The 11,718-nt window shown below is 61.6% G+C and carries 12 protein-coding genes; 2 read left to right on the top strand and 10 right to left on the bottom strand.

Annotated features, from left to right (window positions below; genetic code table 11):
- The first annotated feature begins 252 nt into the window (after nt 1–252).
- On the top strand, nt 253–816 hold the full coding sequence (locus NKI21_RS18925; protein WP_127292180.1) for a sigma-70 family RNA polymerase sigma factor: 564 nt from the start codon (nt 253–255) through the stop codon (nt 814–816).
- Here the strand turns inward: NKI21_RS18925 and NKI21_RS18920 are convergent, their stop codons facing one another.
- From NKI21_RS18920 to NKI21_RS18875, 10 genes are all read right to left on the bottom strand, one after another.
- On the bottom strand, nt 817–993 hold the full coding sequence (locus NKI21_RS18920) for a hypothetical protein (protein ID WP_127292183.1): 177 nt from the start codon (nt 991–993) through the stop codon (nt 817–819). It lies immediately after the preceding gene.
- 460 nt (nt 994–1,453) lie between these two features.
- Entirely contained in the window at nt 1,454–2,368 is a 915-nt protein-coding gene (locus NKI21_RS18915) for a class I SAM-dependent methyltransferase (RefSeq protein WP_352441953.1), read from the bottom strand.
- Between the two features lie 3 nt (nt 2,369–2,371).
- The gene (locus NKI21_RS18910) at nt 2,372–3,358 is read right to left on the bottom strand and encodes a GNAT family N-acetyltransferase (protein ID WP_352441954.1); all 987 of its coding nucleotides are present in this window, start codon (nt 3,356–3,358) and stop codon (nt 2,372–2,374) included.
- Complete coding sequence (locus NKI21_RS18905) at nt 3,355–4,485, bottom strand: glycosyltransferase (RefSeq protein ID WP_352866744.1); 1,131 nt, start codon at nt 4,483–4,485, stop codon at nt 3,355–3,357. The genes NKI21_RS18910 and NKI21_RS18905 overlap by 4 nt, the downstream gene beginning before the upstream one ends.
- A gap of 24 nt (nt 4,486–4,509) precedes the next feature.
- A complete protein-coding gene (locus NKI21_RS18900; protein WP_023809485.1) occupies nt 4,510–5,442 on the bottom strand; it encodes a glycoside hydrolase 5 family protein in 933 nt (310 codons plus the stop codon).
- Nucleotides 5,435–6,196 (bottom strand): TIGR04290 family methyltransferase, encoded by a 762-nt coding sequence (locus tag NKI21_RS18895; RefSeq protein ID WP_352866742.1) that lies wholly within the window; start codon nt 6,194–6,196, stop codon nt 5,435–5,437. Before NKI21_RS18895 ends, NKI21_RS18900 begins: the two co-directional genes overlap by 8 nt.
- 2 nt (nt 6,197–6,198) lie before the next feature.
- Nucleotides 6,199–7,002, bottom strand: a complete 804-nt coding sequence (locus tag NKI21_RS18890) for a sugar phosphate nucleotidyltransferase (protein WP_352581126.1) — start codon at nt 7,000–7,002, stop codon at nt 6,199–6,201.
- Complete coding sequence (locus NKI21_RS18885) at nt 7,002–8,102, bottom strand: CgeB family protein (RefSeq protein WP_128303884.1); 1,101 nt, start codon at nt 8,100–8,102, stop codon at nt 7,002–7,004. Before NKI21_RS18885 ends, NKI21_RS18890 begins: the two co-directional genes overlap by 1 nt.
- A 14-nt stretch (nt 8,103–8,116) precedes the next feature.
- Complete coding sequence (locus NKI21_RS18880) at nt 8,117–8,713, bottom strand: histidine phosphatase family protein (RefSeq protein WP_023809481.1); 597 nt, start codon at nt 8,711–8,713, stop codon at nt 8,117–8,119.
- Entirely contained in the window at nt 8,710–9,813 is a 1,104-nt protein-coding gene (locus tag NKI21_RS18875) for an inositol-3-phosphate synthase (protein WP_128303885.1), read from the bottom strand. Before NKI21_RS18875 ends, NKI21_RS18880 begins: the two co-directional genes overlap by 4 nt.
- A 155-nt stretch (nt 9,814–9,968) precedes the next feature.
- Between NKI21_RS18875 and NKI21_RS18870 the strand changes: the two genes are divergently transcribed.
- The gene (locus NKI21_RS18870; protein ID WP_352866739.1) at nt 9,969–11,711 is read left to right on the top strand and encodes a hypothetical protein; all 1,743 of its coding nucleotides are present in this window, start codon (nt 9,969–9,971) and stop codon (nt 11,709–11,711) included.
- Nucleotides 11,712–11,718: the final 7 nt, after the last annotated feature.

Raw genomic sequence — 11,718 nt, 5'->3', positions numbered from 1 at the left:
AGCCATCAAACTGCCGGTGAGCGGCTTTGTTCCCGTAAAAAATGGACGCTGGAGACACCGCTGCCGGAGGAGCCGTGACTGCTGCGGCGATGGTGCGCGCCGATCGGATGACAGATATCTCCGCCTGCGCAGAATTTATGAAGAGTTGTCTCCAGCACGAGGAACGAACCAAACTTCCATGCATTTAGCTGGGGCTGCGTTCACACACTCTTTCTTCTGGGAGCTGGACCATTGTCATCCGGAGGCTGCCTTTTGGCCGACCAGGAAACCAATGAAGTTTCCATCGTTGACCTGATACCTGCCCTGCGGGCATTCGCGCGCACCTTCTGCCGCGTCCCCGACGACGCCGACGATCTCGTGCAGGAGACACTGACCAAGGGTCTCGCCAACATCGACAAGTTCGAACCCGGTACGCGCATGAAGTCGTGGCTCTTCACCATCATGCGCAACACTTATTACACCCGGGTCAAGATCGCTGCCCGGGAGGCGCCAGGACTGCTCGATTGCGCGTCTTCGAGACCGATTTCGGAAGCCACCCAGGAATGGACCGTTCAGAGCAGGGAAGTTCACGGCGCCATTCAAAGGCTGCCTGAACACCAACGCGAAGTCCTGATGCTGATCGGCGTTTTGGGAGTGAGCTACGAGGAAACCGCCGACATATGCGGTTGCGCGGTCGGGACGGTCAAAAGCCGCCTGAACCGTGCGCGCGCCAACATCCTTGAATTCCTTGGAGAGAGTTCGCTGGAGACATTGATGGAGAGAAGAAACCAGCTTTCGGATGGTCAGCTCGATGTCGAGGTCGACGGCCGCAGATAGTCAGTTCTTCACGTCGCGTCGACGTTTCTCGACGAGCGCGTTTTGCAATTCGATCGCCAGCTTGGTCAGGCGGTCTGGAATTTTTTCCTGCTCTATGGCGGCCAGCAGGGAAGCAATCTCCTGATCCACAGCCATCTCGACATGCGGATCCGCGGTATCGTCGCTCGAACGAGACATCACATTCTCTTGATAGCGGTCCCTTGATCCTAGTGTGGTGGTAAGCGCCTTGCATTACAAGGCGGTGTCCACCGCCAAGAAGCTCACCAGCGGCCCCTTGCACAGGTTTATTTCCTTGCTGCTCCTTCGTCGCCGCGGGCCATGGACGCGCTGCGGTGGCGTTCAGTCCTTCGGCAATCGGTCAGCGGCGTCACCCGGATATTGATCGGACTTGATCCGATTGCCGTCCTGCCCGCGCTCCTGGCATGCTGCTTCTTGTCGCGATTCGACAAGACCGCGTTTTCTTCGATCTCGTCCTTCTCCGGGGAGATCACCGCGCCGGCGCCGGCACTCTTGCTTGGCTGCTGCGGCCGAAATGTTTTTTACCGCCGGATGCCATGATATCCTCCTTCGAATCGGGGACACTCGTCGGTGCCCGTTGTTCGACGTCCGAACTGGCATCGCGCTGTAATGTTCCGCTTCACCCAGCGAGCAGAAAGGCGTCGCCGTCCCACGACCGAAACGGCTTCTCGCCGTCGATGAGGACCCGCAATTGATGAGCTTGCGCCAGACGGCCGATATCATCGCGGTCTGAGAGAAGTGATCCGCGATAGGAATAGTTCAGCAAGGCGAGCCAGCCCGGCCGTTTCAGAACGCGCGCAATTTCGTCGAAATGCCGATCAGCCATGCCGGCCAGAACCACATAGGGAAAGCTGTCCACCGCCAGCACGCAATCGAAACTGGCATCGGCGAATTCGGACAGATCGAGACCGGAGGTTTGTCGCAACTCGACATTGCCGAGTGCGGCGCATTGCTCGGAGGCGATGGAGATCATCCGCGGCGATATGTCGATGCCGACCATCCGCTTGAAGGATTTGCACAGCGCGCGCTCGAAACGGCCGATGCCGCAACCGATGTCGAGGATGCTCCGTTCCCTTCCGGTGAATTCTCGCGCTTCCAGCCATGCAACGATTTCGTTGGTCGTGGCTGTGAGCCTTGCCTCATCGCCGAGGGATGCCAGTTGGACACTCGCGGCTCCCGAAATCGCTGCCGCGGCATCGAAGCTGGAGGCCAGCCGCCTGACGACAGCGACATTCGTCTCATCCTCATCGCGCTCATGCCGAACGGCGCCACCCGTTGCCTGCAACATGGCGAAGACGTCTGGCTTGCAGCGCAGCAGTCCGGCGACCTTTCGCAGCCTTGCTGCGTCGCCGGCATCCGCCGGCTGGACCTTCAGCACGACCTCCGCCAATTCCGCCGCTCCAATTGTGGGCGGCAGGTGGAGCGCCAGCCTGACGAGAACGCCTTCGGCGCAAATGCCATCGGCCACGCAGTCTTCAACCGCCAGCCTGACCGATGTCAGGCGCCGGGCGGCTTTCGGTGCGGTTACACTCATGCATCAACTCCGCGTCCAGACCCTGCGCATCGTCCACCTGTCGACGGCGCCCCAGCCATATTTATAGGCCTCCTGGCCGCGCAGGAAATCGAACTCGCGGGCATCTTCGCGGATCGCTTCCGCGATTGCGTGGCCAATCAGGATCGCGCCTGGGCTCTCCTCGGCATAAGCAGGGTCGAAGCCACCGAGGTAAGCATAGGCACGGCCGCGGTGGTGAAATCCGTAATAGGCGCCGACGGTCCCGCCATCGATCGCGAACAGCCAGCATCGCACCAGACCGTGAGCATCGAGCACGGGAAGTGAGAGCCGATGGAATTGCTCGACGGCGGCGTTGGCCAACACACCGCCTCCTTGTTCGGCCCAGCGCATATTGTGCAGGCGGATCAACTGATCGAGGAAGGTTTGCGGACTGCCGCTCGCCGACGACATCGCGATCCGGCCGCATCTTGATGCGGCTTGACGCGCCCGACGCAACTGGCGTCTGCGTCTTGCGGGGACGCAGCCTGCAAGCGTTTCGTCGCCGGCGAGGGCGAGCACGGGGCAGGCGGCGTGGGCGGTCGGCCAATCCATCTCGGGATGCGTCATCGCAAGGGCGACGCTGTCCTGCGGCAAGTCCGACAAGATCCATTGCACCCACCCGATCGAGAGGATCGACTCGGCGACAATGGCGACGACCTCGGCTTCGATCCCAGGGACAGCCAGAATGTCCAGGTAGTCGCTGAGCGAAATGCCGACCGGAAGCAGCTTCGAACCGGCGGTCCCATGCTCGAGATAGAGCGGCGCCAGCCCGACCAGATCGCCGCCGCGCCATACCGCGACCGTCGCCAGTTCACCGGGTGCGAATGCGTGCCACCACGGCACCAGCCAGGCGGGAGATTGAAACGGCGTCGCCGAGGGACTCTGCTGCCACAGTTTCCACCAGTGCGGCGTCAAGGCGTCGAATTGTGCGAGGTCACCGATGATTTCGCTGCGCAGCACAGCTTTACTCACGGCACCGCGGCGAAGCGCCGGCGACCACTGCCAAGCTGTGCCAGCGCCTGATAGGCGTCCATGTAAGACGAGATCATCCGTTCCAGCGAAAACCGCCGTCGCGCTTCGGCCCTGCATGTCTCGGCATCCAAGCTGGACGCCGCAAGAATGGCTTGGGCCATCTCATCGACCGTGTCGACGAGAAAGCCCGTCCTGCCGTGCTCTATGACATCGGGAAGCGCACCATTTGGAAAGGCGACCACCGGGGTACCGCAGGCGAGGGCCTCCATGGCCACAAGCGAGCTGGTCTCGGCTACGAGGCTCGGAATGACCAGACAGCGCGCTGCGTTGAGAATGCGTCGCTTGGCGGTGAAGCCGAGCGGGCCAAGGAAGCGGCGGCGGCCATCGAGGCGAGATTGGACCTCATCGCGAAAGTACCGCGTATGCGTTTCATAGGGATAGACCTTGCCGCCGATGACCAGCGGCACATCTGCCTGTTTGGCTGCGTCGAGCGCCAGGTGGACGCCCTTTTCCGGGCAAACCCGGCTTAGAACAAGGGCAAAGTCGCGCTTCGGCTGCAGCAGGGTCAGTGCTTCGATGTCAACGCCGTTTGGAATCGGCGCCGCCAGCCTGGCGCCTGATGGCGCGGTTTTCTGCTGGCTGGGCGAGACCGCATGGAGCCAGAGGTCACCGCGCGTCGGGCGCAATGCCGCGGCCGGATACCAATCCAATGGCAGGTGGAGGGTCACCAAGGTCGGACCATCGTCGGGCAGATAAGCGTCGAAATCAATGCCGTGCAGATGAACCACGTCGATGGGCCATCGGGCGCGGGCAGCCGCGATCGCGTCGCGATGGGCCTGTTGCGCGCGGCTCTTCGCCGCCTCGTCGAGTACGCCGTTTTCGGCCGGTATTTCCACAAGCGTGCCGCTCGTTCGGGAGCCTCGGCAGCCAATGACGATAGACCGATGACCGGCCTGAACCAGTGCCCGATCGAGCATCGACAGAACCTGTTCGGCACCGCCGACAGCGTCGGGGCCGACGGGCGCGAGAGGGTAGGCGACATTGAGGACGGTGAGCGTCGCGGCCGGTCGCTTCTCGTTGCCCTGCGCCGCATCTCCACCTGTCAACGGCGTCGCGGAGCCCGGCATCTGATGCATGGGCACCATGACATTTCACGCGGCCGAGGCCCGCTGCGTGGGGAGCGAGGCGGATGTCATGCCAGGCGCATAGCGGCGGATCATGGTTGAACAGAATTCCGCGAACTCCTCCGGCACCAGGGGGGGGCTGGTGTGGTGGGGCATCATTCCGCGGTGCTGAGGTGTGAAGCAGAAGGTGACCGTCACATCGAAATCGGCGAGTGCTTCCATCTGCCGGTCGAACCAGTCCAGCGCATTCGGCCGAAAGCTGTCCGCCCAGGAAAGCCCGGTACGCATATTGGTGACACCCAGCCGCTTCATCCAGGCGACGGCATCGTCCAGCCGCGGGTCTTCGAAATGAAACCACTGCACCAGGCCCATTGCAGGTGCATGGCGCAGGAATTCCTCCAGCGCGGGCTTTGGCGTGCCGTCCTGGCGCAGCAGCCCCATATGGAAATGCCGGTAATAAGACGAGCCCTCAGCTTCGCGGTGCCGCGTCGTTGCTTCCCATTCACGCGGAAGATCATAGAGGCTGTACCACTGGATGCGTGGTGCATTGCCGAGCAGCAATTCAGCTGTGCGCTTGAGCCCCCAGACTTGGATTTCCTCGGCGCCGAAGGTCGATACGCCGACTTCGCTGACCCAGATGGGAAGGTCGGTGACGGTCGCGATCTCGCCGATCTTCTGCGGCCATTCCTGGATCTGCCACAGGTTCCAGTCGAGGGGAAAGCCGTGCACGGCGACGGCATCTACATGATCCAGCACGCCGAATTCCTTCATGCGGGTGATGAACCCCGGATCTATCGGCGAGATGCCGCCGAGCACTTTGGTCAAAGCCGGGTTTTCAGATGCGATTGCGTCCGCCGACAGGATCGCCATCCTGGCAAAGCGGCTCCAATCAGGGTCGAGTTCCGGGTCCCAATGCGATTTGTTGTTGGGCTCGTTCCAGATCATCGCGGCTTCAATCATGGCGCTGTCCTTTCGAGGGGTAGACGGGACCGCCACTGGCCGGGTCGCCGGCGGCGCGGCAGAAATAGACCTCCTGCTCCGGATGCAGGACGATTTCAAATCCGGCGCTGCGCAGCATCGCTTCGGTGCAGGCGCGGTTGGGAATCCACCAGTTGGTCGGGTCATCGGCATAGCGGTGCTCGATGAAATGGAGCTTGGGAAATTCCGGCCGGTCGAACAGGTCATGCGTCCAGAAATGATAGTTCTCTTCCATCTCGGGCAGATCTGTGCTGCCGCGCTGCATGGACTGGAAGATCATCAGGTCACCGGCGACATGCTCACGGATAAGGTCGAGCGCGAGCAAGGGGTGGCGCAAGTGATAAAGCACCCCCATGAACAGCACGATATCGAATGTTTCGCACAGGGCGCCGACGTCGTAGACCGAAAGTCTCTGGAATTCGATTTCGCAATTGGCGATCTCGGCGGCAAAGCGGGCCTGCGCCAGATAGGCCTCATCGAAATCGATGCCGAGGACACGGGCAGCACCTCGCCGTTTCATCTCGATGGAATAGAAACCGGCATTGCAGCCGATATCCAACACCGTCTTGCCTGTCAGATCCGCGGGAATGGCCTCGGCGAATTTGCGCCATTTGATCAGCGGATAATTGCCGAGAAAATGGTTGGGAGCGGTTTCGACACCCGCCAGTTCCATGTTGTGGAACCATGGGCCGAGAGCATCGATACGGCGGCGGATTTCGGCATGGGAATGCAGCATGATCAGGCTCCTTCGCCGGGAACGACAGGCACATGCGAACGGGCACCTGGCATAATCGTGGCCGTTTGGTGATGGACGGGTGCGGCGCCGTCCTCGAGCAGCCGCAGAGCCGTGCGATAGCCATTGAACGTGCCGACATCGACATAGGCGGACCCAGCCTTGACGCCGGAGGCTTGACCTCCGGCCGCAAGGTAGGCGTTGACCAACGTGCCGATATATTCGTCACGGCATTCCCGCTCGCGCCAGAGTGCCGCAAGCTGATGCAGGATCTGGCCCGGCATCTTGAACGCACCCCAAACCCAGTTCGTGCCGGCATCCTGTTGCTTGACCTGGATTTCGATCACGCGTTCGTGGTCATCGACAATGACGGCGTCGAAGAATTCCGGACGATCCACCGGGAAGAGCAGAAATGAAAGCTGATCGTCAGGCAAATGACAGAAGCCGTCCTCGGGAAACCAGATCGTGTCGGGAAGGCCGACCAGGACGACCTCATCGGGCGCGACGAGAGGAGCTGCCCGAAAAATCGCATCGCAAAGCCCAACCGGATTGGGCTGCACCACGAAGAGAGCCGCGGCGTCACCATAGCCGGCGGCGTAATATTCGAGAATGTCGGATTTGCCCGATCCAATGATGAAACAGATCTTGTCGACGCCGGCGCGCACCATCCGCCGCACCAGATACTCGCTCACGGCGCAGGGACGCTCGGTCTGCCCATCGATCCGACTGCCGACCGGCAGCAGCTCTTTGGAGAAGCCGAGCGGCTGAATGCGGCTGCCGCGCCCGGCAGCGGGCACAATGCCCAACATCAGACTGCTTCCATCATCGGTTCGCCGGGAGATCTTTGAAAGGCGTCGTTTAGAATGTGGTCCAGCTCCGCCGCGCGCCGAGCAGAGGTGTGTTCGTCGAGAACCCGTTCGCGCGCTCGGGTTTTGATGGCATCGAGTTCTCCTGCGGGTAAGGCGAGCGCCGCGACGACGTCATCGGTGTCGTGGGCCAGCAGGATCTCGCTGCCGGGTTCGAAGAAGCTGCTTAGGCCCGGCCAGGTGTCGGTTATGATCGGCACTCCACATGCCGCTGCTTCAAACAACCGGCCCGAAGGGCACCAGCCCTTTTGCGCCATCGCCTCGCGGGTGACATTCAGCGTCAGACGAGAGGATGAGAAAAACGCCGGGTGATCGGCCGGCGGAAGGTGCCTGACGAAGAAGATGTTGTCGCTCCACGGGAACTCCTGCGGGTATTGTGCGCCGCCGATGACGAAGCGCTGGTCCGGCAAGCGCGCAGCTGGGCGAACCAGCAGATTTTCGACCGCCGCCTGGCGATCTGGCGCATAGGTTCCGAGATAGGACAAATCGGCCCTGAAATCGGCTCGCGGCGCTGCCGGCCGGTGTTGGTCGGGATCGACATGCCCATAGAGCGGCACCACGTGGCGCGCACCCAGCACCGTCTTCAGCGCGTCGATCGCCGGGCCGCCTGTGTAACTCAGGACGAGATCGAAATCCGCAAGACCCTCGGGGCCGAAATAGGGTGGACGCTCACCTTGTTCGATGCGGGCAAGCGTGACTGGAGTGTCCAGATCGTAGAAGACCCGCACTCCGCGCCCTGCCTGCTGCGCCAGCCGCGAGGCGTCCACGGCGTCGGGACAATAAGAGGTGACGATCACGACATCCGATCGTTTGATCGTTTGCTCCGCGACCCGGCGGATGTCCTCCCAGTCCGGGTAGAGCACGACGTTGCCGCCGTCCAGATGATCGAGATCGCGCGTTCCGGCATAGTAGGGTGTGTCGCGTTCGAAGAAGGTAATGGACCAGCCGCGCCGGGCGAGGGCTCTGATCAGTCCCCTCCATAAAGTGGCATGGCCGTTACCCCATGAAGACGTGACGGTAAGACCGAAAATGACCATCTGCATCCGGCAAATCCTCGTCAGGCAACTTCGTTCAATCGGATCAGCTTCGCCCCCCAGTCCCCCGACACGATCGTCGTGATCGAGGCGGGATCGATGTCGAAGCGAAAGCAGTCACCGGCCGGCAAGCCAAGGACGGTGCAGACGGCGACCTTGATCACATCGGCATGGCTGACCAGGGCGACGCATTGGTTCTGATGCCGCTCGCGGACCGCGGCCATCAGCGACACAATGCGTTGCTGGACATCCTGCATGGTCTCGCCACTCGGTGTCCTTGCCTCCTGCCGCTGGTCATTCCACGCTCGCCAACTGGCGTCGCCATTCAGCTCATCGAAAGTCTTTCCCGACCAGTCGCCGAAGTCGATCTCGTCGAGTTCGGCGCAGATCGCGATGTCCCCGACACCGCAGGCTAGCGCGATTGGCAGCGCCGTCTCTCGCGTACGCTCACGCGGGCTGCACAGGATCGCGACGATAGGCTCCCGGGCCATGCGGCCGCCAAGCTGCGCTGCCTGTGCCTTGCCGGCATCGCCGAGGCAAACGCCGTCCATCCGGCCTGCAAGATAAGAGCCTACATTGTCGTGTGCCGCATGGCGGATCAGAAAGAAGGTCGTCGTCATTCTGCGGCATCGAGCAAAGGCTCGTCCTTGCCAGCGATGAACGCAAGCGTGCGCTGCCGCGCTTCGGCGTCGGTGAACTGTTCGGGAGGCGACTTCATGAAATAACTGCAGGGACCGGTCAGGGCACCGGCTATGCCGCGATCGAGCGCCAGCTTGGCGCAGCGTAACGCATCGATCACCACGCCGGCTGAATTTGGAGAATCCCAGACTTCCAGCTTGAGTTCGGCATTGAGCGGCACGCCGCCGAAAGTCGTGCCTTCCACCCTTATATAGGCCCATTTGCGATCGGTGAGCCAAGGCACATGGTCGCTCGGGCCGACATGGATATTGCCCGGCTCCAGGGGAACATCGAACTGGCTGGCCACGGACTGTGTCTTCGAGATTTTCTTCGATTCCAGCCGCTCGCGTTCCAGCATGTTGAGAAAATCGGTGTTGCCGCCGAAATTCAGCTGATAGGTGCGGTCGATGCGCACGCCGCGTTCGCGAAAGAGATTGGCCAGCAACCGGTGCACGATGGTCGCGCCGACCTGGCTCTTGATATCGTCGCCGACCAGCGGCAGTCCTCGCTGCTCAAAGCGCCGGCGCCATTCCGGACGTGAGGCGATGAAAACGGGTATGCAATTGACGAAGGCGCAGCCGGCCTCGAGTGCGCATTCGGCATAGAAGCAGGTCGCCTCCTCGGAACCCACCGGCAGGTAGGAAACCAGCACGTCAGCGTTGCTGTCGCGCAGGATCTCGCTGACATTGGCAACCGGCTCCGGAGCTTCTTCAATCTCGTCACGCAAATATTTGCCGATCCCGTCCAGCGTCGGTCCGCGCTCGACGCGAACGCCGGTTGTCAACGCGTCGGCAAAGCGGAACGTGTTGTTGGGGGCGGCGTAGATCGCTTCCGCGACGTCGAGGCCAACTTTGCTCCTGGCGACATCGAATGCGCAGACAATCTCGATGTCGTCGACATGGTAGCCGCCGAGGTCGGCATGCATCAGCCCAGGGATTGGTTCGTTGCTTTTCGCGTGACGGTAAAAGGAGAGGCCCTGCACGAGGGAGGATGCGCAGTTGCCGACACCAACGATACCAACACGAACCTTTTTCGATCCCACGAACCGCCACCCTATGTTGTTCAAAGGTAAGTTCCTGGCGCCGAACCATCAGCGTGCCGGAATGTTCCTCCGCCCATCGAAAAATTGCGCGAGACAGCATGGATCGAAGCTGCATTCGATGCGTTGCCGCACGGCAAGCATTGGAAAACCGATCGATGATCGTCTACGGCGACCACAAGCAGACGCAGAACGCACAACAGCTTCGCGAAGCAGCAAGCGAAATGGCCGAAAGCCTGGATCGGATGTCTCATGGCATCCAACGCCATGCTGCATTGGTCGGACTGTTCATCAGCGTGTCGGAGCTGGTTCAGGCGCTTGCCGATGTCGATTTCGAAACTAGCGGCATCGACATCTTTTCGCCACGACAACAGCAAGGCGCCAGGTTGCTGGTCGGACTTGCGGCAGAGGTGGCGAAGTCGTGGCGAAGCGGTTTTGACGCCGGCGGTGGCATCGACCCGGGACTTTTCAAACTGCTGGCCGGGCTCGACTGCCAGGCCGAGGTTCTGACCGGCTCTGCCGAGGGTTATGCGCATTATGCGCTTTATCCCGAAAGCTATTTGGACGCGGCGCAGAAGTCGGGTCTCGATGCGAACACATGCGTGATCGGCGTCCGCAGCATTGGCCTCGGGCTGGCAGCTATGGTGGCGGCCTCGATTGGTGCGCCGGCACCATTCAGCGTTCGCCCGATCGGCCATCCCTTCCGCAGGCATATCAACGCCGATCCGCGGTCGATCGCCACTTGGATGAACAATCCATCGGCGCGTTTCGCCGTTGTCGACGAGGGTCCTGGCCTGTCCGGCAGTTCGATGCATGCCGTTATCGTGTGGCTGCGTGAACTGGGTATCGATACGGACCGCATTCACCTGTTTCCCAGCCATTCAGGCGGCCCGGGCATCGAAGCGTCGCGGGAGGCTCGGGAGACATGGTCGCGCTGTCCGAAGCATGTGGCGACGGCGTTTGAATGCACCTTCTCCGAAAGCTCGAAAATTCCCACGTTGCGCGACTGGGTGGCCGAGGCGGTCGGCAGGCCGGAATTAAGCCTGACCGAGCTATCTGGCGGCGAGTGGCGGGCCGCCCACTACGCCGATGAAGGGCGCTGGCCGCCGAGCCCACGCGGTAACGAGCGGCGCAAATTCCTGGCGTCCGCCGGGCGTGACCGCTGGCTCGTCAAATTTGCCGGCCTCGGCGAAACCGGACTGCGCAAGAAACGAGCCGCGGCGATGTTGCATGAAGCCGGGTTCGGGTCGCAAGTTGTCGCGTTTTGCCATGGCTTTCTGGTTGAACGGTGGATTGACGGCACCACGATGGATCAGGCGCCGCTGCCCAGGGAAAGACTGATCGCGGAGTTCACAAATTACCTGGCCTGGCGTGCGCTCAATCTTCGAACTTGCGAACCGGGTGCATCATTGCTTGCACTCGCGGAGATGGCTGTTTCCAATGCGTCGGAAGCCGTGGGCGAAAAACGCGCGGCGACGTTGCGCGGTTGGCTCGCGAAAAAAACTCCCGCGCATGTGCTTCAGCGGGTTGAAATCGACGGAAAGCTCCAACCGTGGGAGTTTCTCGTTCGTGCCGACGGCACGGCGCTCAAGACAGATGCTGTCGACCATTGCCGGGCACACGATTTGATCGGCTGCCAGCCAATTGAGTGGGACATTGCCGGCGCCCGTGTCGAGTACGGGCTATCCGACAGCGATGTGAGGACCCTGGTCCAAGGAATGAAGCTTGCCATCGACAACGGCCACATCGGCTTTTTCGAACCGTGCTATTTGGCATTCCAGCTCGGGCTCTGGAGCACGGCTGCGCAATCCGAAAGTGGCCGGGAAAAAGCAAGGCTGGCCGCGACGGCAGACCGATATAGGATGCGACTGATACGGTTCCTGGACGAATGCCGGGCATGATCGTTCC

Origin of the sequence: Mesorhizobium sp. M0715 (assembly GCF_040320355.1) — a bacterium.
Taxonomy (GTDB): domain Bacteria; phylum Pseudomonadota; class Alphaproteobacteria; order Rhizobiales; family Rhizobiaceae; genus Mesorhizobium.
The sequence above is the reverse complement of the archived record's forward strand: the minus strand, read 5'-3'. Positions and strand labels throughout refer to the sequence as shown.